Annotated in this window: 21 protein-coding genes; 10 read left to right on the top strand and 11 right to left on the bottom strand. The window is 68.8% G+C overall.

Features of this window, described 5'->3' with window-relative positions; all coding sequences use genetic code 11:
• From Q392_RS21230 to Q392_RS21190, 9 genes are all read left to right on the top strand, one after another.
• A partial coding sequence (locus Q392_RS21230) for an integrase core domain-containing protein (RefSeq protein WP_038211976.1) occupies positions 1 to 333 on the top strand: 333 nt, incomplete at its 5' end.
• A gap of 78 nt (positions 334 to 411) precedes the next feature.
• Positions 412 to 750: a DUF805 domain-containing protein gene (locus Q392_RS21225; protein ID WP_038211954.1), complete on the top strand. Its 339-nt coding sequence runs from the start codon at positions 412 to 414 to the stop codon at positions 748 to 750.
• A gap of 312 nt (positions 751 to 1,062) precedes the next feature.
• The gene (locus Q392_RS21220) at positions 1,063 to 2,373 is read left to right on the top strand and encodes an ABC transporter substrate-binding protein (protein WP_038211953.1); all 1,311 of its coding nucleotides are present in this window, start codon (positions 1,063 to 1,065) and stop codon (positions 2,371 to 2,373) included.
• Positions 2,374 to 2,446: 73 nt separating this feature from the next.
• On the top strand, positions 2,447 to 3,304 hold the full coding sequence (locus Q392_RS21215; RefSeq protein WP_038211951.1) for a carbohydrate ABC transporter permease: 858 nt from the start codon (positions 2,447 to 2,449) through the stop codon (positions 3,302 to 3,304).
• 16 nt (positions 3,305 to 3,320) lie between these two features.
• Positions 3,321 to 4,157, top strand: coding sequence for a carbohydrate ABC transporter permease (locus Q392_RS21210; protein WP_038211949.1), 837 nt, complete (start codon positions 3,321 to 3,323; stop codon positions 4,155 to 4,157).
• A gap of 23 nt (positions 4,158 to 4,180) precedes the next feature.
• The gene (locus tag Q392_RS21205) at positions 4,181 to 5,221 is read left to right on the top strand and encodes an ABC transporter ATP-binding protein (RefSeq protein ID WP_038211946.1); all 1,041 of its coding nucleotides are present in this window, start codon (positions 4,181 to 4,183) and stop codon (positions 5,219 to 5,221) included.
• Positions 5,222 to 5,282: 61 nt separating this feature from the next.
• Positions 5,283 to 6,743: a mannitol dehydrogenase family protein gene (locus Q392_RS21200; RefSeq protein WP_051953824.1), complete on the top strand. Its 1,461-nt coding sequence runs from the start codon at positions 5,283 to 5,285 to the stop codon at positions 6,741 to 6,743.
• Positions 6,740 to 7,528 (top strand): L-iditol 2-dehydrogenase, encoded by a 789-nt coding sequence (locus Q392_RS21195; protein WP_038211943.1) that lies wholly within the window; start codon positions 6,740 to 6,742, stop codon positions 7,526 to 7,528. The genes Q392_RS21200 and Q392_RS21195 overlap by 4 nt, the downstream gene beginning before the upstream one ends.
• Before the next feature lie 49 nt (positions 7,529 to 7,577).
• Positions 7,578 to 8,519, top strand: a complete 942-nt coding sequence (locus Q392_RS21190) for an AraC family transcriptional regulator (RefSeq protein WP_038211974.1) — start codon at positions 7,578 to 7,580, stop codon at positions 8,517 to 8,519.
• Positions 8,520 to 8,653: 134 nt separating this feature from the next.
• On the opposite strand, the gene groL is transcribed toward Q392_RS21190, so the two are convergent.
• From groL to Q392_RS21175, 3 genes are all read right to left on the bottom strand, one after another.
• Positions 8,654 to 10,306, bottom strand: a complete 1,653-nt coding sequence (groL, locus tag Q392_RS21185; RefSeq protein ID WP_038211941.1) for a chaperonin GroEL — start codon at positions 10,304 to 10,306, stop codon at positions 8,654 to 8,656.
• A gap of 32 nt (positions 10,307 to 10,338) precedes the next feature.
• Positions 10,339 to 10,629: a co-chaperone GroES gene (gene groES / locus Q392_RS21180; RefSeq protein WP_038211938.1), complete on the bottom strand. Its 291-nt coding sequence runs from the start codon at positions 10,627 to 10,629 to the stop codon at positions 10,339 to 10,341.
• A gap of 371 nt (positions 10,630 to 11,000) precedes the next feature.
• The gene (locus Q392_RS21175; RefSeq protein ID WP_038211935.1) at positions 11,001 to 11,435 is read right to left on the bottom strand and encodes a hypothetical protein; all 435 of its coding nucleotides are present in this window, start codon (positions 11,433 to 11,435) and stop codon (positions 11,001 to 11,003) included.
• Positions 11,436 to 11,677: 242 nt separating this feature from the next.
• Between Q392_RS21175 and Q392_RS21170 the strand changes: the two genes are divergently transcribed.
• Positions 11,678 to 12,889 (top strand): MFS transporter, encoded by a 1,212-nt coding sequence (locus Q392_RS21170; RefSeq protein ID WP_038211933.1) that lies wholly within the window; start codon positions 11,678 to 11,680, stop codon positions 12,887 to 12,889.
• Between the two features lie 28 nt (positions 12,890 to 12,917).
• Here Q392_RS21170 and Q392_RS21165 read toward each other — a convergent pair whose 3' ends face one another.
• From Q392_RS21165 to Q392_RS21130, 8 genes are all read right to left on the bottom strand, one after another.
• On the bottom strand, positions 12,918 to 13,421 hold the full coding sequence (locus Q392_RS21165) for a thermonuclease family protein (protein WP_038211931.1): 504 nt from the start codon (positions 13,419 to 13,421) through the stop codon (positions 12,918 to 12,920).
• Positions 13,422 to 13,925: 504 nt separating this feature from the next.
• Positions 13,926 to 14,375 (bottom strand): RidA family protein, encoded by a 450-nt coding sequence (locus tag Q392_RS21160; protein WP_038211928.1) that lies wholly within the window; start codon positions 14,373 to 14,375, stop codon positions 13,926 to 13,928.
• Positions 14,372 to 15,736, bottom strand: a complete 1,365-nt coding sequence (locus Q392_RS21155; protein ID WP_038211972.1) for an FAD-binding oxidoreductase — start codon at positions 15,734 to 15,736, stop codon at positions 14,372 to 14,374. Before Q392_RS21155 ends, Q392_RS21160 begins: the two co-directional genes overlap by 4 nt.
• 13 nt (positions 15,737 to 15,749) lie before the next feature.
• Positions 15,750 to 16,640, bottom strand: coding sequence for an ABC transporter permease (locus Q392_RS21150; RefSeq protein ID WP_084217288.1), 891 nt, complete (start codon positions 16,638 to 16,640; stop codon positions 15,750 to 15,752).
• Entirely contained in the window at positions 16,637 to 17,545 is a 909-nt protein-coding gene (locus Q392_RS21145) for an ABC transporter ATP-binding protein (protein ID WP_038211926.1), read from the bottom strand. Before Q392_RS21145 ends, Q392_RS21150 begins: the two co-directional genes overlap by 4 nt.
• Complete coding sequence (locus tag Q392_RS21140; RefSeq protein ID WP_038211924.1) at positions 17,542 to 18,522, bottom strand: ABC transporter substrate-binding protein; 981 nt, start codon at positions 18,520 to 18,522, stop codon at positions 17,542 to 17,544. Before Q392_RS21140 ends, Q392_RS21145 begins: the two co-directional genes overlap by 4 nt.
• 61 nt (positions 18,523 to 18,583) lie before the next feature.
• Positions 18,584 to 19,453 (bottom strand): creatininase family protein, encoded by an 870-nt coding sequence (locus Q392_RS21135; protein ID WP_038211921.1) that lies wholly within the window; start codon positions 19,451 to 19,453, stop codon positions 18,584 to 18,586.
• Between the two features lie 31 nt (positions 19,454 to 19,484).
• Positions 19,485 to 20,072, bottom strand: coding sequence for an NAD(P)H-dependent oxidoreductase (locus tag Q392_RS21130; protein WP_038211919.1), 588 nt, complete (start codon positions 20,070 to 20,072; stop codon positions 19,485 to 19,487).
• Positions 20,073 to 20,124 lie beyond the last annotated feature (52 nt).

Below are 20,124 nucleotides of genomic sequence, written 5' to 3'. Positions count from 1 at the left end.
CTGGGCGTGCCCATCCAGCGCGTGCTGACCGACAACGGCATGGCGTTTCGCTCGGGCCTGTTCAGCCAGGCTTGCCTGGAGATGGGCATCACCCAGAAGTTCACCCGGGCCTACCGACCCCAGACCAATGGCAAGGCCGAGCGCTTCATCCAGTCCGCCCTGCGCGAGTGGGCCTACGGCCACGCCTACGCCAACTCAGACCAGCGCCGTGCGGCCTTGTCCTTGTGGAATCACTTCTACAACTGGCACCGCCCCCACCACGGTATCAACTTGGCTGCTCCAATCACCCGTCTATCGATTCCTCGAAAGAACCTGTTGACACTTCACATCTAGGCTGGCCCCGCTGTCATCGCGCGGCCGGCGGTGGCCTATATGATCCGCGGCGATTCAACGCAGAAGAGGAGTGATTCCATGGATTTCATGACCGCAGTCAAGACCTGCTTTGCCAAGTACGCCGATTTCTCGGGCCGCGCATCGCGTTCCGAGTATTGGTGGTTCGTGCTGTTCGAGGTGATCGTGCTGGTGGTGGCGCAGTTCATCCACGAGTACGTGTACCTGCTGGCCGCGCTGGCCTTCCTGCTGCCCGCGCTGGCCGCCGGCGCCCGCCGCCTGCACGACATCGGCAAGTCGGGCTGGTTCCTGCTGCTGTGCATCATCCCGCTGGTCAACCTCTACCTGATCTACCTGATGGTGCAGCCCAGCCAGCCGGAGTCCAACAGCTTCGGGGCGCCGCCCACGGTCGCCGCCTGAGCGGGCGCTGCCGCCACGCCTTGCAAGGCCGCCCCCGGGCGGCCTTTTTCATCGCCGGGCCGCCCCAAGATGAAAAGCGCCCCCTCGGGGGGCAGCGGACGACGCGAAGCGGGGGAGCGTGGGGGCCATTTTTCATGGGGCCACGGACAGGCCATTTGCATCCGATTTTGCTGATCTAAGGGAATTCACGGATAAACATACGCAAATCGGTATCGAAATGGGCAAGAGAGCTATCAGCCGCGCAATGCGGCGCATCGAACAATGCGGCACCAGCGGCCCCGGTGCCGTGGAACCCCAGCCAAGGAGACAACCATGCAGCGTTTCGCCCGATCGGGCCTCGTGCTCGCGCTCGCCACCGCCGGCCTGGCCGCCCAGGCCGCCACCGAACTGGTCATCGCCACCGTGAACAACGGCCACATGATCGAGATGCAGAAACTCACGCCGCATTTCGAGAAGGCCAACCCGGACATCAAGCTCAAGTGGGTCACGCTGGAGGAGGGCGTGCTGCGCCAGCGCGTGACGACCGACATCGCCACCAAGGGCGGCCAGTTCGACGTGATGACCATCGGCCTGTACGAGGCGCCGATCTGGTCGAAGAAGGGCTGGCTCAAGCCCATCGCCACCGACGCCGCCTACGACGTGGACGACCTGCTGCCGGCCATCCGCAGCGGCCTCTCGCACGAGGGCAAGCTCTACGCTGCGCCCTTCTACGGCGAGAGCTCGATGCTCATGTACCGCAAGGACCTGGCCGACAAGGCGGGCGTGACGCTGCCGGAGCAGCCGACCTGGCAGCAGGTCAAGGAATTCGCCGACAAGGCCAACGACCCGAAGGCCGGCGTGTACGGCATGTGCCTGCGCGGCAAGCCGGGCTGGGGCGACAACATGGCGCTCCTGACCACGCTGGCCAACACCTGGGGCGGCCAGTGGTTCGACACGGCGTGGAAGCCGCAGCTCGACACCCCGGCATGGAAGGAGGCCATCTCCTTCTACGTCGATCTGATGAAGAAGGACGGCCCGCCGGGCGCCTCGGCCAACAGCTTCAACGAGAACCTGGCGCTGTTCAACGAGGGCAAGTGCGCGGCCTGGGTGGACGCGACCATCGCCGCCTCCTTCATCTCCGACCCGAAGCAGTCGAAGGTGGCCGACAAGGTGGCCTTCGCGCAGGCGCCCATTGCCAAGACGCCCAAGGGCGCCAACTGGCTGTGGTCGTGGAACCTGGCCATCCCGGCCAGCTCGACCAAGGACGAGGCGGCGCAGAAGTTCATCCGCTGGGCCACCTCCAAGGACTACATCCAGCTCGTGGCCAAGGAGCACGGCTGGCACGCGGTGCCCACCGGCACGCGCAAGTCCACCTACGCGAACCCCGAGTTCCAGAAGGTCGCGAAGTTTGCCGAGGCCGAGAAGAAGGCCATCGACAGCGCCAACCCGAATGACAGCACGCTGCCCAAGAGCCCCTACCAGGGCGTGCAGTACGCGGCCATCCCCGAGTTCCAGGCCATCGGCGTGGGCGTGGGCCAGCAGATGAGCGCGGCCCTGGCGGGCAAGGTGACGGTGGAGCAGGCGCTCAAGACCTCGCAGACGCTGGCCGAGCGTGAGATGAAGAAGGGCGGCTACTACAAGTGACGCCACGGGCGCCGCATCGCGCGGCGTCCTGTTCCGACTTCTCCGCGAACCCGCACGCACAGGGAGTGCCGCCATGAACCGACTGCTGCCCCGGGCGCTGATGGCGCCGGCCGTGCTCACGCTCTTCCTCTGGATGATCGTGCCGCTGGCGATGACGTTGTACTTCTCCTTCGTGAACTACAACCTCATGCAGCCCGGCGAGCACCCCTTCGCGGGCATCGACAACTTCCACTACTTCGTCACCGACCCGGACTTCTGGCCCTCGGTGGGCAACACGCTGCTCTTGATCGGCAGCGTCATCGCCGCCACGGTGGTGCTGGGCATCGGGCTGGCGCTGCTGATCGACGCGCCCTTCCCGGGCCGCGGCATCGTGCGGGTGCTGCTGATCTCGCCCTTCTTCGTCATGCCCACGGTCAACGCGCTGCTGTGGAAGCACATGATGATGAACCCGATCTACGGCATCCTGGCCGACGTGTGGCGCTTCTTCGGCGCCGAGCCGGTGGACTGGATGGCCGACTGGCCGCTGCTGTCGGTGATCATCATGGTGGCCTGGCAGTGGCTGCCCTTCGCCTGCCTGATCTTCATGACCTCGCTGCAGTCGCTGGACCGCGAGCAGATGGAGGCCGCCCGCATGGACGGCGCCGGGCCCTTCCAGCGCTTCTTCTACCTGGTGCTGCCGCACCTGGCGCGGCCGATGGCGGTGGTCATCATGATCGAGATGATCTTCCTTCTCTCGGTGTTCGCCGAGATCGCCATCACCACCGCAGGCGGGCCGGGCAACGCCAGCACCAACCTGACCTACCTGATCTACAAGCAGTCGCTGATGAACTTCGACGTGGGCATCGCGTCGGCCGGCGCGCTGTTCGCGGTGATCCTGGCCAACGTCGTGGCGGCCTTCCTCATCCGCATCATCGGCAAGAACCTGGACTGAGGGGAGAAAAAGCACCATGTCCACCTCGCAACCCCCCAGCCAGCTGCTGCCGCTGGCGGCCCGCACCGCGGGCGCCTGGGCCGCGGCGCTGCTGCTGTTCTTCCCGCTGGGCTGGCTGTGCCTGACGGCCTTCAAGACCGAGCTGCAGGCCATCGCGGTGCCGCCGCTCTTCGTCTTCGAGCCCACGCTGGAGAACTTCGCCGAGGTGCAGCGCCGCAGCGACTACCTGCTGTTCGCGCGCAACTCGCTCATCACCAGCGTGGTGTCCACGCTGCTGGGCCTGCTGATCGCCGCGCCGGCGGCGTACTCGATGGCCTTCTTCCGCACGAAGCGCACGCGCGACATCCTGATGTGGATGCTCTCCACCAAGATGATGCCGGCCGTCGGCGCGCTGCTGCCCATCTACGTGCTGGCGCAGACCGCCAGCCTGCTGGACACGCTGCCCGCGCTGATCATCGTCTTCACGCTGTCGAACCTGCCGATCATGGTGTGGATGCTCTACACCAGCTTCAAGGACATCCCGCCCGAGATCCTGGAGGCCGCGCGCATGGACGGCGCCACGCTGTGGACCGAGTTCCGCCACGTCGTCATGCCGCTGTCCGTGGGCGGGCTGGCCTCGTGCGGACTGCTGTGCCTGGTGCTGGCCTGGAACGAGGCCTTCTGGGCGCTCAACCTCACCTCGGCCAAGGCCGGCACGCTGGCGACGCTGATCGCGTCCTACTCCAGCCCCGAGGGCCTGTTCTGGGCCAAGCTCTCGGCCGCCTCGCTGATGGCCATCGCGCCCATCGTGGTGTTCGGCTGGTTCTCGCAGAAGCAGCTCGTCCAGGGCCTCACCTTCGGCGCGGTCAAGTGACGACGACAACAAGGAGGCAGACCATGGCATTCCTCGAACTCAGGGGCATCCGCAAGAGCTTCGGCGACGCGCACATCATCAAGGGCGTCGACCTGGCGATCGAGAAGGGCGAGTTCATCGTCTTCGTCGGCCCCTCGGGCTGCGGCAAGTCCACGCTGCTGCGCCTGATCGCCGGGCTGGAGCCCATCACCAGCGGCACGCTGATGCTCGACGGGCGCGACATCACGCATGCGCCCTCGGGCAAGCGCGACCTGGCGATGGTGTTCCAGAGCTACGCGCTCTACCCGCACATGAGCGTGTACGACAACATGTCCTTCGCGCTCAAGCTGGCCAAGGTGCCGGCCGACGAGATCCGCCGCAAGGTGGAGGCGGCGGCCGAGAAGCTGAACCTCTCCAGCTACCTGCAGCGCACGCCGCGCGAGCTGTCGGGCGGGCAGCGCCAGCGCGTGGCGATCGGCCGCGCCATCGTGCGCGCGCCCAAGGTGTTCCTCTTCGACGAGCCGCTGTCCAACCTCGACGCCGCGCTGCGCGGCAACACGCGGGTGGAGATCAAGAAGCTGCACGAGGCGCTGGGCGCCACCACCATCTACGTGACGCACGACCAGGTGGAGGCGATGACGCTGGCCGACCGCGTGGTGGTGCTCAAGGACGGCCTGATCGAGCAGGTCGGCTCGCCGCTGGAACTGTACGACCGGCCGGCCAACCAGTTCGTGGCGCAGTTCATCGGCATGCCCTCGATGAACATGCTGCCGGCCGGCGCGCTGCCGGTGCTGTCGGAGCTGACCGGCGGCCGGCTGCCGCAGGACGGCTACCTCGGCGTGCGGCCCGAGGGCGTGCGCGTGCATGCGGGCGCCGGCGCCGGCGCCGGCCTGCCCGGCCGCGTCGACCTGGTCGAGGCGCTGGGCTCGGACACGCTGATCCACGTCGACGTGGCCGGCCGCATGCTGATCGCGCGGCAGAACGAGCGCACCTCGCTCGCGCACGGCGACGCGGTGGGCGTGGAGATCGATCCCGCCGTGCTGCACCTGTTCAACCGCGAGGGCCGAGCCCTCCCTGCCGCCTGACGCCCGCAGCTGTTCCCCCCGGAGTCCGATCTTGAGTTCCTTCCGCGCCCGCGGCCTGGTGATCCTGCACCTGGGGCTGGGTTCCTTCCACCGCGCCCACCAGGCGGCCTACCTGCAGCGCCTCGCCGATGCCGGCGACACGCGCTGGTCGCTGGCCGGCACCAGCCTGCGGCCCGACATGCCCGAGGTGCTGGCCGCGCTGGCGGCGCAGGGCGGCGCCTACACGCTGGAGACGGTCTCGCCCGACGGCGCATGCAGCTACCAGCGCATCACCGCGATCCGCGAGGTCATTCCCTGGGCGCCGGGCCTGGCCGCGATGGTCGAGCACGGCAGCGACCCGGCCGTGCGCATCGTGTCCTTCACCGTGACCGAGGCCGGCTACTCGCTCGACAGCGCACACCGCCTCGACGCCGGCCTGCCGGAGATCGTGGCCGACGTCGCGCGGCTGCGCCGCGGCGAGGCGGGCGAGACCATCTACGGCGCCGTCGCCGCCATCCTGCGCGCGCGCATGCGGCGCGGCGCCGGCCCGGTGACGCTGCTCAACTGCGACAACCTGCGCCACAACGGCGAGCGCTTCCGCGCCGCGCTGCTGGACTTTCTGGCGCACGTCGGCGACGCGGCGCTGCTGGACTGGGCCCGCGCCCACACCACCTCGCCCAACGCGATGGTGGACCGCATCACGCCGCGCCCGCCACCCGAACTGCGCGAGCGCGTGCGCGCCGCCACCGGCTGGGACGACGCCGCGCCGGTGATGGGCGAAAGCTTCATCCAGTGGGTGATCGAGGACGACTTCATCGCCGGCCGGCCGGCGTGGGAGACCGTGGGCGTGCAGATGGTGCAGTCGGTTCAGCCCTATGAAGAAGCCAAGATCCGCGTGCTCAACGCCAGCCACAGTTGCATCGCCTGGGCCGGCACGCTGCGCGGCCTGACGTACATCCACGAAGGCGTGCAGATGCCGGAGATCCGCCGCATGGCCTGGGACTACGTGACGCAGGACGTGATCCCCTGCCTGAGCCGCCCCGGCAGAACCGAAGCCCCCACGGCCGGGCTGCGCCCGACCGCCCCCCCGGGGGGGGCGCCGGAACTTGGGGCGGCCCGGCGTTCCGGCAGCCCCGTCGACCTGCCGGCCTACCGCGACGTGGTGCTGGAGCGCTTCGCCAACCCCGCCATCCGCGACACCAACCAGCGCGTGGCGATGGACGGCTTCTCGAAGATCCCCGGCTTCATCGCGCCCACGGTGCGCGAGCGGCTGGCGGCCGGCGAGGGCATCGACGCGGTGGCGATGCTGCCGGCGCTGTTCCTCGCCTTCCTGCAGCGCTGGCACCGCGGGCGACTGACCTACGCCTACCAGGACCAGGCCATGGACCCGGCGGTGGCCCATGCCATCTGCGACGCCGCCGACCCGGTGGCGGCGCTGTGCGCGGATGCGGGCCTGTGGGGCGGACTGGCCGGCGACGCGCGGCTGGTGGATGCTGTGCAGCGGGCGTCGGGCCGCGTCGCGCGGTTCGAGGGGCAGGTATGACGCCGCGCCTGGACCAGCGCCACGTGCTGATCACCGGCGCCGGCGGCGGCATCGGCCTGGCGATGGCGCTGGCCTGCCGCGCCGAGGGCGCGCGCTGCACCCTGGTGGACCGCGCACCGCAGGCGCCGGCCGAGGCCGCCGCGGCCCTGGCGTCGCACCCGCAGGCGCTGCACTACGTCGCCGCCGACGTCACCCGCCGCGCCGACATCGACCGCCTGCTGCCCGAGGCGGTGGCCCGCTTCGGGCCGGTCCACACCTTGATCAACAACGCCGCCGTCTTCGACCTCGCGCCGCTGCTAGAGTCCGACGAGGCCTCCTTCGACCGCCTGTTCGCCGTCAACGTGAAGGGCATGTTCTTCGTCATGCAGGCCGTGCTGCGGCACATGGTGGAGGCGGGCACGCAGGGCGCATCCGTCATCAACATGGCCTCGCAGGCGGGCCGCCGCGGCGAAGCGCTGGTCTCGCACTACTGCGCCACCAAGGCGGCTGTCATCAGCTACACCCAGAGCGCCGCGCTGGCGATGGCGCCGCACGGCATCCGCGTCAACGGCATCGCGCCCGGCGTGGTCGACACGCCCATGTGGGAGCAGGTCGACGGCCTGTTCGCCCGCCACGAAAACCTGCCCCGGGGTGAGAAGAAGCGCCAGGTCGGCCTGGCCGTGCCGCTGGGCCGCATGGGGCTGCCGCAGGACGTGGCGGGCGCCGCGGTCTTCCTGGCCAGCGACGAGGCGCGCTACATCACCGCGCAGACGCTGAACGTCGACGGTGGTAATGTGATGAACTGAAATCCCCATGCCGAGCCTGCCCGTGTCCTTCCGCGCATCCGGTTCCCTCATGCCCGCCATGCGATCCCAGCCCGTCCGGCCCCGCCAGCGCCAGCCCGAGATGGAGCAGGACTTCTCGCGCTCGCCCGCGCTGGGCTACGAGGCGCCGGAAGAGGCCGGCCTGGTGCGCTGCCTGGCGCACGGCTACCCCACGCCGCTGGCGCGCTGGCACTTCCACGACGAGTACGAACTGCACCTGATCGTCGCCACCTCGGGCAAGGCTTTCATCGGCGACTGGATCGGCCCCTTCCAGCCGGGCCACCTGGTGCTGTGCGGGCCGCGGCTGCCGCACAACTGGGTCTCGCTGGACGCCGGCGAGGAGGGCGTGCCCGAGCGCGACCTGGTGATCCAGTTCCGGCACGAGCCCCTGGCCCGCGCGGCCGAGCACGTGCCCGAGCTGCGCGAGGTGATGCACCTGCTGGAGCGCGCGCGCAACGGCATCGAGTTCTTCGGTCTCTCGGAGCGAGCGCGCGAGCACTGGACGGCCGTCAAGTCCAGCCGCGGGATGATGCGCTTCGCGCGCTTCTGCGAATTCCTGGACGACCTGGCGCGCTGCACCGACTACCGGCTGCTGTCGTCCGTGCAGATCCAGGGCGCGGAGGGCGATGCCGGCACCGAGCAGATCAACCGCATCGTCAACCGCATCACCGCCAACGTGGCCGAGCCCATCAGTGCGGGCGACCTGGCGGCCGAGCTGGGCATGAGCGAGTCGCGCTTCTCGCGCTTCTTCCGCCGATCGACCGGCAACAACTTCACCGACTTCGTCAACCGCGTGCGCATCAACAGCGCCTGCCACCTGCTGATGCAGACCGACCACTACGTGACGGACATCTGCTACCAGGTCGGCTTCAACAACGTGGCCAACTTCAACCGGCGTTTCCTGGAAATCAAGGGCATGACCCCCACCGAGTTCCGCCGCCAGGCCGACCACCGCTTCAGCGGTCGCCACTGAGGCTGAGCGCAACGCGCGAAGCCCGCACGGCGAAGCAGCGCGAAAGCCGTGCGCCCATAAAAAAGCCGGGCTCTGCCCGGCTTTTTTGATCTGACTGAACAGAACCACAAGAAGCGCGAAGCGCTTCTTGTGAATTACATGCCCATGCCGCCCATGTCACCCATGCCGCCCATGCCGCCAGGCATGCCGCCGGCCGGTGCTTCGTCCTTCGGCGCCTCGGCGACCATGGCTTCGGTCGTCAGCAGCAGCGAAGCCACGGAAGCGGCGTTCTGCAGCGCGGTGCGGGTCACCTTGGTCGGGTCCAGGATGCCCAGCTCCAGCATGTCGCCATACGTGTCGTTGGCAGCGTTGAAGCCGAAGTTGCCCTTGCCTTCCAGCACCTTGTTCACCACCACGCTCGGCTCGCCGCCGGCGTTGGCGACGATCTCGCGCAGAGGCGCCTCGATGGCCTTGAGCACCAGCTTGATGCCGGCGTCCTGGTCCACGTTGTCGCCCTTGACCTTGTCGCCCACGGCCTGCTTGGCGCGCAGCAGCGCCACGCCGCCGCCGGCCACCACGCCTTCTTCCACCGCAGCGCGGGTGGCGTGCAGGGCGTCTTCGACGCGGGCTTTCTTTTCCTTCATCTCGACTTCGGTCGCAGCGCCGACCTTGATCACCGCCACGCCGCCGGCCAGCTTGGCCACGCGTTCCTGCAGCTTCTCGCGGTCGTAGTCGCTGGTGGCTTCCTCGATCTGCACGCGGATCTGCTTCACGCGGGCCTCGATGTCGGCGGCAGCGCCGTTGCCGTCGATGATGGTGGTGTTTTCCTTGCCCACTTCGATGCGCTTGGCCTGGCCCAGGTCGGCCAGGGTCACCTTCTCGAGCGTCAGGCCCACTTCCTCGGCGATCACCTTGCCGCCCGTCAGGATGGCGATGTCTTCGAGCATGGCCTTGCGGCGGTCGCCGAAGCCCGGCGCCTTGACGGCCACGACCTTCAGGATGCCGCGGATGGTGTTCACCACCAGGGTCGCCAGGGCTTCGCCCTCGACTTCCTCGGCGATGATCAGCAGCGGACGGCCGGCCTTGGCCACGGCTTCCAGCGTGGGCAGCAGGTCGCGGATGTTGCTGATCTTCTTGTCGAACAGCAGCACGAACGGGTTCTCGAGAACGGCGCTCTGCTTGTCGGGGTTGTTGATGAAGTAGGGCGACAGGTAGCCGCGGTCGAATTGCATGCCCTCGACCACGTCCAACTCGCTGTCCAGGCTCTTGCCGTCCTCGACGGTGATGACGCCTTCCTTGCCCACCTTGTCCATCGCGTCGGCGATGATCTTGCCGATGGTCTCGTCGCTGTTGGCCGAGATCGAGCCGACCTGCGCGATTTCCTTGCTGGTGGTGGTGGCCTTGGAGGCCTTCTTCAGCTCTTCCACCAGGGCGGCGACGGCCTTGTCGATGCCGCGCTTGAGGTCCATCGGGTTCAGGCCGGCGGCCACGTACTTGCTGCCTTCGCGCACGATGGCCTGGGCCAGCACGGTGGCGGTGGTGGTGCCGTCACCGGCGTTGTCGCTGGTCTTGGAAGCCACTTCCTTCACGAGCTGGGCGCCCATGTTCTGCAGCTTGTCCTTGAGTTCGATTTCCTTGGCGACCGAGACACCGTCCTTGGTCACGGTGGGGGCGCCGAAGGAGCGCTCGAGCACCACGTTGCGGCCCTTGGGGCCCAGGGTCACCTTGACGGCGTTGGCCAGGATGTTCACGCCTTCGACCATGCGGGCGCGGGCGTCGCCGCCGAAGACCACGTCTTTTGCTGCCATGTGTTTGTTCTCCGAAATTCAGGGGGGATTGATTACTTCTCGACGACCGCGAACAGGTCGTCTTCCTTCATGACCAGCAGTTCCTCGCCGTCGACCTTGACGGTCTGGCCCGAGTACTTGCCGAACAGCACGCGGTCGCCGACCTTGATGTTCAGGGCCACGAAGTCGCCCTTGTCGTTGCGCTTGCCGGGGCCGACGGCCAGGACTTCACCCTGGTCCGGCTTCTCGGCGGCGTTGTCGGGGATCACGATGCCCGAGGCGGTCTTGGTTTCGCTTTCAACGCGCTTGACGATCACGCGATCGTGCAGAGGACGAAGTTTCAATTGAATCTCCTGATGGAAATGAGACAGGTTGGAATCCGAGGGGAGGCGGTCCGCGAGGGGACCTCCCCGTCCACTTGGCGCCGGGTGCCAGAGCATTGTTAGCACTCATCGCCAGCGAGTGCTAATCATAAGGGCATCGCTGCCGCTTTCAAGCCCCCTGGCGCGGTATTCGACGGATGCGGCGGGGCACGGATCTTCGGTCCATGCGCCTTCAATCTTGGTTTTTCAGAGATATTGCCCGGATTTAATTTGCTTCGACGGCGCTGCAGAAGCGCCTTGCCGATCGGGTGCGAGGCGGCGGTGACCGCGCCCGGTGCTGAAGGCCGGCCATCGGGCCGGGCGCCGCCTTCTCTCGCAACGGCTCGTCAAGCTCAGAGAACGCCGTGCTGTTTCAGCAGCGCTTGTTCATCGCCCGACACCCAGCCGAATATCTTCGGCTCGCCATCGAGCTGCTGTATGAGGTAGTGGACGTCGAAGTCGACGGCAACGTCCGGGTCCGCGCCCCGGTCGTAAGTGGCCGTCCAGGCGACGTGCGCAAGGCAATGGTGTTCGTCGATGGCGTCGATGCGAACACCGCGCAAGGTCATGTCCTTCGTGCCGATCCGGCGGTAGCGCTCGAACCCCTGGCGCATGACCTGTTTCAGTTGCTCGTCGTTCCGGCCGGTCATGACCCCTGCCGGCGAGGCCGCGATGAAGGCGGTGGCGTAGGACGAGGCGACTTGCTCCAGGTCCGCTTCGTTCTTCAGGCCCTGGCGGAAGAAGTCCTGGTATCGCTTGAAGAACTCATGGATGCGCTGTTCTTTCATGGGTGCTCCATGGGCGTGCGCCATCGCTGTTCATGCTCGTCATGGTAGGGCGTGTCGGCGCGAGGCGCCGCCAGGCTTTCGGACAGCGCCCCGCGCCACCTTTGTCGTCACGGCCATTCGGGCGCAGGGCCCTGCGGGTGGGGCACTGAGATGTGCCTCCTGCAGGAATCGGACATCGGCAAGACAATCGCCTCGTCCGTTCCTGACGCGGGTCAGGCGGGCGCGCGCCACCGTTTCGCCGCATGCCTTCGCCCTCCGCTGCCTCGACCTCATCTTCCCCGTCGCCGTTCTCGTTGTGGCGCATCGCCGTTCCGGCCTTCGGTCCATCGCTGCTGTTCGGGCTGGGCGAGGGCGCCATCCTGCCCATCGTGCCGCTCACGGCGCGCGACCTCGGCGCCTCGGTCCCGATCGCGGCGCTGATGGTGGCGCTGATCGGCATCGGCTCGCTGCTCAGCAACATCCCGGCCTCGCTGATCACGATGCGCTGGGGCGAGCGCTGGGCCATCGTGGCCGCGGGCGTGTGGAGCGGCCTGGGCATGCTGATCTGCGTGCGCACCTCGCACCTCGGGCTGTTCGCCGCGGGCTGCTTCATGGTGGGCATGTCGCAGGCCGTCTACAACCTGGCGCGCCAGAGCTACATGACCGAGGCGGTGCCCTTCGCCTACCGCGCGCGCGCCCTCTCGACGCTGGGCGGAGTGATGCGCATCGGCATGTTCGGCGGCCCCTTTCTCGCCGCCGCCGCCGTGCATGCGTTCGGGCTGGCGGCCGCCTACTGGGTGGGCATCGCCGCCGTGCTGGGTGCGGCGGCCATCGGCGCGCGCATCCCCGACCTGGAGGTACCGCCAGCCGCGCCCGGACAGGTGCAGGCCAGGACCACCATTCTCTCGACGCTGCGCGACCACCGCCGCGTGTTCCTCACCCTGGGCCTCGGCGTGCTGCTGGTCAGCGCGGTGCGCGCGTCGCGCCAGGCGGTGATCCCGCTGTGGGCAGACCACCTCGCCCTGGCGCCGTCCACGGCATCGCTGGTCTATGGCCTGGCCGGCGGGGTGGACATGCTGGTGTTCTACCCGGCCGGCAAGGTGATGGACCAGAAGGGCAGGCGCTGGGTCGCGGTCCCCTCGATGCTGGTCATGGGGCTGGCGATGCTGCTGATGCCGCTGACATCGGGTGTCGCTGCGTTCCTGATCGCCTCGCTGGCCATCGGCTTCGGCAACGGCATCGGCTCCGGGATGATCATGACCCTCGGTGCAGATCATTCGCCGCGCCATGGCCGCGCGCAATTCCTCGGCGTATGGCGGCTGATGTCGGACATCGGATCCTCCAGCGGCCCGGCGCTGCTGTCCTTTCTCGCGGCCAGCTTGTCCCTGGGCGCGGGCATTGCCGTCACCGGGCTGGTCGCCTTCGCTGCGGCAGGAGCCCTGGCGTACTGGATTCCGCAGCGCCCCGTGTCGTGAGCGACGAACGCGTGGCGGACTCGGTGCCTCAAGGGGCTGATTCGGGCAGGACGCGGGCATCCTTGCGCGCGCGTCCGGCCTGGCGCCACAGCCACGGCTGCACCGGCGCCTTGTCCGCCCACAGACCGAGCCGCTGCTGCCTGGCGCCGTCCTGCAGGATGTACAGCCCTTCGAAACCTCGTGCATACCTGTCGTCGACCCAGGCCATGCCGGTTCGCACCTGGTGCTTGGCCGCATCCATCCGCTGGCACTCCACCGAAGCGACGGTGCGGCCGTGGCGGTCCCAGTCGCGTGGCGTCAGCCTGGCCGTCTGGCGATGGCACAGATCGGACAAGGACTGCCTGGAGCGCTGGCCATGGGGCTGCCCTTTCCGCGGTGCGTCGATGCCTGCCACGCGCACCCTGACCTGTTCATGGCGCCCCGGCACGCCGCATCGGGCCGTGAGCGTATGGCCATCGCTCACGCCGACCACCAGGCACTGCGCGAGGGCCGTGAGCGGCAACCACAGCATCCCTCCCAGAATGGTCCGCATCTGCCGATCATCCTTGCTCGGGCGTGCGCATTCCGGGCCCGGCAGCGCGCCCACCGTTGCGGGAGATCCGCCAATGCCTTGCCGTGGTCGACAGGATCCGTACGGCGTGCGCCAGGATGTCGTCGCTGCGGGGCGTGTCCGATGCGACGGTCGTGGGAAGGCGCCGCGTGAGCACTGCAAACGGCCAGGTGCAGGGCCGGGAAGGCTGGCTCGCGGGCGAGCCAGCGCATGGCGCGGCAAGGGTTGCGACTGGCCGCAGAAGGCGGGTGGGCAGGGCCATGAGGATGTCTCGACGTTTGCTCTTGAAGGCCGGCCACTTTATCGAATAACTGTTGTTTTATCCAGTATCTTCCGGGCACGGGCGTTGAGCCTCCGGGGCGGGACGGACATGCCAGGGCGGCCCTGCCGAGCGAATCCGTTTCGGCGGTGCCGGGACTCCAGGGACTCGAAGGCGATGGCGACGGATTCCGGGCTCGCACCGGACCCGACGCCGGGCCGGTGTCGCTACAGATGCATCGTCGCCTCGACCTCCACCAGCACCTCGTCGCCGGGCAGGAAGCGGCTCACCTCGACCACGGTGCTGACGGGCGGCTCGCCGGGGTAGAACAGCCCGCGCACGCGGTTGAAGTGCGCGTAGTCGGGAAGGCGCCGGAAGTACTGCACCAGCTTGAACACCTGCGCCATGCTCCCGCCGTGGGCCATGGCCAGTTCGCGGACGCGCGAGAGGACGAACCAGCTCTGCGCGACGATCGGCGCCTCGAACACGTCCACCGACATCTGGCCGGTCAGGTAGCCGATGCGGCGCAGTTCGGCCCGGGCGTCCTCCGGCAGGTCCTCGTAGCCGGTGATGGCGCGGCGCGTGGCCGGATCGACCGCCACCACGCCGCTCATGAAGACGAAGTCGCCCACGCGCCGCGCCGCCGCGTAGCGCGCCATCGGCGCACCCGTGCTCATGGCGCGCTGCGCACCGGCCAGTGGCGCAGCTTGCCCGGGTTGAGCAGCGCGAGCGGGTCGAAGCGGCGCTTGAGCGCCACCACCTCCTCGGGCAGCTCGCCGCCGGCCTTGCCGTCCTCGACGATGAAGGTGTGCGGGTCGTTGATGCGCACGCCGTAGTCGCGGTGCTCGCGGATGATCTGCGCGAGCCGCTCCTCGGTGGAAAAGCGCACCAGCTGCAGCGCGCTGCAGGTGAGCAGGCCGTCCATCGTGCGCAGGAACTCGGCGTGCATCAGCACCTCGCCCTCGTAGCGCTTCGCCAGTTCGGTGATCTGGCGCACGTGCTCGCCGGGGGTGAAGCTGGTCTGCAGGTAGGTCAGGCCCTTGTCCACCCGCAGCGCGTGCAGCGTGGTGTGGTTCCACGTGTACTCCATCAGCGTGCGGTTGGACTTCGCCACGTCCTCGGCCGTGCGCCGGTAGGTGACGCTGCCGCCGTGCGCCGCGACCAGTTCGTTCATCGCCTCCTCGCCGGCCTCGGCCACCAGCGAGAGCACGGCATGGCAGCCGCGCGGCAGGTGCTCGGCGAGCTGCGTCAGGTGGTCGGGCACCGGGCTGGCGAAGAAGGCGACCTCGCGCTTGGCCAGGCCCGGCGCGCGCGCCAGCGCATCGGCGAAGGCCAGCGCGGCGTCGAAGCCGGTGAAGGTGGCGAGCGTCTCCAGCCAGGGCTGGGCCGGCGCCAGGGCGATCTCCAGCTCCAGCACCAGCCCGTTGGTGCCCCACAGGTGGTGCATGCGCAGCGCCTCGGCGCCGCGCAGTTCGACCACCTGCGGCTCGGGCTCGATGGTCATGGCCTTCAGGCCGATCACGTTGCCCGGCGCACCCAGCGGGCCGTGGTTGATCGAGCCCACGCCGCCGAAGCCGCCGCCGAACAGGCCGCCCAGCGTGGCGCTGCGGTAGGTGGAGGGCAGGCAGCGCAGTTCCTGCCCGCCGGGACGCGTGGCCTTCTCGATCTCGGCCAGGCGGATGCCGGCCTGCGCGCGCGCCACGCCGGGGCGCACCCACAGCATCGCGTTGTAGCCGGTCATGTCGAGCACCACGCCGCCGGCCAGCGGTGTCGTCTGGCCGTAGTTGCCGGTGCCGCTGCCGCGGATGGTGAGGGGCAGCTTCAGCTTCGCGCAGGCGGCCACCAGGCGGCGGATCTCGTCCTCGGTGCGCGGGCGCACCACGGTGTCGGCTACCTTGCCTTCGAGCCGGCGCTTGAGCACCGGGCTGAACCACGAGAAGTCCTGCGACAGGCGCTCGATGCGGTTCGGGTCGGTGATCCAGTCCAGTTCGGGCAGTTCGAGCTGCAGCCGCTCGATGGCGGAAACGGGGGCGTTCACGGCGGCGATCTCCTCAGTCATGCGACAGCTCGCTGGCGTGCCACGAGCCCAGCGCCGCGCGCGTGGCCCAGGCCATCAGCGCGAACAGCGCCACGCCGGTGAGCGAGATCAGCAGCAGCGCCGCGAACATGCGCGGGATGTTGAGCTGGTAGCCGGCCATCAGGATCTGGTAGGCCAGCCCCGTCGCGTTGCCGCCGGTGCCGGCGACGAACTCCGCCACCACCGCGCCGATCAGCGCCAGCCCGCTGGAGATGCGCAGGCCGCCGAAGAAGTACGGCAGCGCGCTGGGCACGCGCAGGCGCACCAGCGTCTGCAGGCGCGTGGCGCGGTTCATCCTGAAGTACGCCTGCAGGTCCGGATCGATGCTGCGCAGCCCGAGCGTGGTGTTGCTGATGATGGGGAACAGCGCCACCAGCGTGGCGCAGATGACCAGCGAGGCGGTCGGGTCCTTCACCCAGATGATGATCAGCGGCGCCACCGCCACGATGGGCGTGACCTGCAGCAGCACGGCATAGGGGAACAGCGCCGTCTCGATCAGCCGGCTCTGCACGAAGAGGAAGGAGACCAGCACGCCGACGATGGTGGCGACGATGAAGGACAGCACCGTGATCTTCAGCGTCACCAGCAGCGCACCGCCGAGCACGGCCCAGTCGGCGACCAGCGTCTTCATCATCAGCGCCGGCGAGGGCACCAGGTAGGGCGGCAGCTCCATGCCGACCACCAGCGCCTGCCAGCCGCCGACCAGCAGCAGGCCGACCAGCAGGGGCAGCAGCAGGCGCTGCACGCGCGGGCGGTGCAGCAGCGGCACCGAAGGGCGGCGCGGCGCGGCGGGCTGGGCGGGCGCGGGGGCCGGTGCGATGACCGCCGGGGCCGGCGCGGGCGCCGTGTTCCAGGTGATGCTCATACGGTGGCCTCCTCGTCGGTGTGCAGGCTGGCCGCCCGCAGGCTGCGCTGCAGGTGCTTGGCGTAGTGCTGGAACTCCGAGGACACCATGAACTCCTCGCTGCGCGGATAGGGCTCGTCGATGCGCACCTCTTCCACGATGCGGCCCGGGCGCGCGGCCATCATCACCACGCGGCTGGAGAGGAACACCGCCTCGTGGATCGAGTGCGTGACGAAGACGACGGTGAGCTTCTTCTTGCGCCACAGCTCCAGCAGGTCGGCGTCGAGCTTGTGGCGGGTGATCTCGTCGAGCGCGCCGAAGGGCTCGTCCATCAGCAGCAGGTTGGGCTGCACCACCAGGCCGCGCGCGATCGACACGCGCATCTGCATGCCGCCCGACAGCGCGCGCGGCAGCGCCTTGGCGAATTTGGTGAGGCCGACCAGCTCCAGCGCCTCGGCCACGCGGGCGTCGGCCTCGGCGCGAGGCACTTTCGCCAGGTCCAGCGGCAGCCGCACGTTGGCCTGCACGCTGGCCCAGGGCATCAGCGTGGGCGACTGGAAGACGAAGGCCATCCTGCGGCCCCCAGGGCGGGGCTCCGCCCCGCCCGTCCCCCGAGGGGAGCCAGGAAACTTGGGGCGGCCCGGCGTTTCCTGGTTCTTGCCCTCGCCTTCCAGCGCCGCCGCCACCGGCTTGCGCCACAGCAGCAGGCGGCCGTCGGTGGGCTCCAGCAGGCCGGCGATCATCTTCAGCAGCGTGCTCTTGCCGCAGCCCGAGGGGCCCAGCAGGGTGACGAACTCGCCTTCCTGGATGCTCAGGTCCACCGGCTGCAGCGCCAGCGTGCCGTTGGGGTAGGTCTTCTGCGCCGAGAGGACCTCGATGGCCGGCACGGCGGCGGCCGGTGACTCGGTGGGGGTGCCCGGCGTCACGGCATCACCTTCGCGTCCTTGATGAAGTCGAGCCGGTAGGCCTTGGCGATGTCGACCCTGGCCGGGTCGATGAATTTCTGGCTGACCAGGAAGTCGTAGTTCGCCTTCATGCGCGCCTCGCTCATGACGCCGATGCCGCCCCGGGCCGCGTCGCCCGAGACGACGATGCCCATCTTCTTCATCTCGGCGACGCTGTGGGCGAGCTGGTCGTCGGTCATGTTGGGGTTGTCCTTCTTGATGAGCGCGTTGGCGGGCGCCGGGTCGGCCAGGTAGCTCTTCCAGCCTTCGGCCGAGGCCTTCACGAAGTTGGCGACCGCCTGGCTGCGCTCGTTCACCGTCTTCTCCAGGCAGGAGATGGTGGTGGCGTAGGAGGGATAGCCGTGGTCGGCCAGCAGGAAGGTGTTGGCCTTGGCGCCGGCCTTCTGGATGGCGTAGGGCTCGGAGGTGAGGTAGCCCTGCTGCACCGCGTTCCTGTCTGCCAGGAAGGGCTGGATGTTGAAGGTGTAGGGCTTGGTCTGCGCGTCGGTCAGGCCGTATTTCGACTTCACCCAGGCCCAGTAGCCCTGCTGCGCGCTGGCGGCGATGAGGATGGTCTTGCCCTTCATGTCCTCCATCGTCTTCACGTCCTCGTGCGCGATGAGCACCTGCGGGTCCTTCTGGAACATGGCGGCCAGCGTGACCACCGGCAGGCCGTTGTCGCGGGCGCGCAGCATTTGCAGGTCGCTCGATCCCATGATGCAGTCGGCCTGGCCGGCGCCCATGATCTGCAGGATGTTGACCTGCGGGCCGCCCATCTTGACGGTGACGTCCAGCCCGTACTTCTTGTAGATGCCGGTGGCCACCGCCTGGTAGAAGCCGCCGTGCTCGGCCTGCGCGTACCAGTTGGTCATGTAGACGAATTTCTCCTGGGCCTGCGCGCCGGCGGACGCGGCGGCCAGGGCGGCGGTGGCGAGCAGGGGAACGAGGCGGTGGCGCATGGCGGGGTTCTCCGGGGCTTGAGGAAGGCGACGAAAAGCGATTGCAAGGACCGGGCCGCCCTCAGGCGGCGCTCGGCTCGAAGGACGGCTGGATGAAGCCGGTCTGGTGGCCGCGCTCCCAGGTGGGCTCCTCGCGCACCAGCCAGCGCAGGTGGTACAGCTCGGTCAGCGCCTGCACCCAGCTCGCGGCCAGCGTGTCCAGGATCTCCAGCCCCTGCTCGCGCGTGGCCGAGGTCGGGTCGCCGATCACGCCGCTGGGGCCGAAGTCGCGCGCCGTCCAGGCACACGCGGGCCGGCCGTCGGCCGAGAGCAGCTTGATCGGGAAGGGCGGCGGGAAGTTGGCGACGGCGCGCTCCATGTGCACCGTTTCGGGCGCCAGCGCGAGCATCAGCGCCGTCTCGGAATGGCCGGCATGCATGGCGAGCTTCTTCTCCTGCTCGCTCACCTGGCGGCTGGCCGCGCTGGGCAGGCGCGAGACGCCGTGCGGCACCACCACGAAGTCGCCGTGGCGCAGACGCAGCTCGCGCGCCGCCATCTCCAGCACCTGCGGCTGGCCGCCGTGGCCGTTGGCGAACAGCAGCTTGCGGAAACCCGCGCGGTAGACCGACTCGCCGACCTCGACGACGGTGGCCAGCAGCGTGGTGCCGGTCAGCGTCATGGTGCCGGGGAAGTGCAGGTGCTCCTCGGACTTGCCGTAGGTGATGGGCGGCAGCGCGAAGGCGCGCACCTCGGGCGGCAGGCGGCGCAGCGCCTCGCCCATCACGCCGGAGGCGATCACGCTGTCGACCGAGCAGGGCAGGTGCGGCCCGTGCTGCTCGATGGCGCCGCAAGGCAGCACGATGACCGTGTTCTCGCGGTCGGGCAGCTGGTTGATCTCGGTCCAGCTCAGGTAGGGCAGGAAGCGGTGGGGCGGGATGTAGCCGTGGAGCATGGGAACCTCGCGCGGGGTCGAGAGAGAGATGTCAGGCGAACTTCGCCATCGCGCGGCCCACGCGGGCCTTGAAGCGCGACAACTGCTCGTGCGTGGCCACGTTCATGTGGTAGTGGGCATGGAAGTCCACCCGCGCCTGCGCGGCGGTGAGCCGCTTCATGTAGCGCGTGACGATCTTGCGCGGCGGGTCGCCCATGTACCAGGCCTGCCAGCGCGGGCGGCCGTAGGTGACCACGGCGCTGATGCGCTTGATGTTCGTCAGCATCGGCCGGACGCGGGCGGGGTCGCTGATGTCGAAGGCCACGCCGGGCATCAGCAGGCGGTCGAACCAGCCCTTGAGCATGGCCGGCAGGCCGAAGCACCAGGTCGGAAAGCAGAACACGATGGCCTCGGCGCGGTGCAGCCGGTCGATGTGGCCCTGCAATGCGGCGCGGTTGGCGGGCACGTCGTGGTAGCCCAGCCGCTCCTCGCGCGACATCACGGGGTCGAAGCCCTCGGCGTACAGGTCGCAGTCGTCCACCTCGTGGCCGGCGGCGCGCAGGCTGGCGAGCACTTCCTGGTGCAGGGCGGCGTGGAAGCTGGTTTCGACCGGGTGGCAGTAGACGACGAGCACGCGCATGGAATGTTGACCGCTTAATCAGAGCAAGTGGTCAGACTTACGCAAGGCATGT

It is taken from the genome of Xenophilus azovorans DSM 13620 (genome assembly GCF_000745855.1).
GTDB lineage: Bacteria > Pseudomonadota > Gammaproteobacteria > Burkholderiales > Burkholderiaceae_C > Xenophilus > Xenophilus azovorans.
The sequence above is the reverse complement of the archived record's forward strand: the minus strand, read 5'-3'. Positions and strand labels throughout refer to the sequence as shown.

Bases quoted from the DNA above. Each gene is read 5' to 3' on its own strand.
- Q392_RS21225 (WP_038211954.1), top strand. From the start codon at position 412: ATGGATTTCATGACCGCAGTCAAGACCTGCTTTGCCAAGTACGCCGAT.
- Q392_RS21220 (WP_038211953.1), top strand. From the start codon at position 1,063: ATGCAGCGTTTCGCCCGATCGGGCCTCGTGCTCGCGCTCGCCACCGCC.
- Q392_RS21215 (WP_038211951.1), top strand. From the start codon at position 2,447: ATGAACCGACTGCTGCCCCGGGCGCTGATGGCGCCGGCCGTGCTCACG.
- Q392_RS21210 (WP_038211949.1), top strand. From the start codon at position 3,321: ATGTCCACCTCGCAACCCCCCAGCCAGCTGCTGCCGCTGGCGGCCCGC.
- Q392_RS21205 (WP_038211946.1), top strand. From the start codon at position 4,181: ATGGCATTCCTCGAACTCAGGGGCATCCGCAAGAGCTTCGGCGACGCG.
- Q392_RS21195 (WP_038211943.1), top strand. From the start codon at position 6,740: ATGACGCCGCGCCTGGACCAGCGCCACGTGCTGATCACCGGCGCCGGC.
- Q392_RS21190 (WP_038211974.1), top strand. From the start codon at position 7,578: ATGCCCGCCATGCGATCCCAGCCCGTCCGGCCCCGCCAGCGCCAGCCC.
- groL (WP_038211941.1), bottom strand. From the start codon at position 10,306: ATGGCAGCAAAAGACGTGGTCTTCGGCGGCGACGCCCGCGCCCGCATG.
- Q392_RS21175 (WP_038211935.1), bottom strand. From the start codon at position 11,435: ATGAAAGAACAGCGCATCCATGAGTTCTTCAAGCGATACCAGGACTTC.
- Q392_RS21170 (WP_038211933.1), top strand. From the start codon at position 11,678: ATGCCTTCGCCCTCCGCTGCCTCGACCTCATCTTCCCCGTCGCCGTTC.
- Q392_RS21165 (WP_038211931.1), bottom strand. From the start codon at position 13,421: ATGCGGACCATTCTGGGAGGGATGCTGTGGTTGCCGCTCACGGCCCTC.
- Q392_RS21160 (WP_038211928.1), bottom strand. From the start codon at position 14,375: ATGAGCACGGGTGCGCCGATGGCGCGCTACGCGGCGGCGCGGCGCGTG.
- Q392_RS21150 (WP_084217288.1), bottom strand. From the start codon at position 16,640: ATGAGCATCACCTGGAACACGGCGCCCGCGCCGGCCCCGGCGGTCATC.
- Q392_RS21140 (WP_038211924.1), bottom strand. From the start codon at position 18,522: ATGCGCCACCGCCTCGTTCCCCTGCTCGCCACCGCCGCCCTGGCCGCC.
- Q392_RS21135 (WP_038211921.1), bottom strand. From the start codon at position 19,453: ATGCTCCACGGCTACATCCCGCCCCACCGCTTCCTGCCCTACCTGAGC.
- Q392_RS21130 (WP_038211919.1), bottom strand. From the start codon at position 20,072: ATGCGCGTGCTCGTCGTCTACTGCCACCCGGTCGAAACCAGCTTCCAC.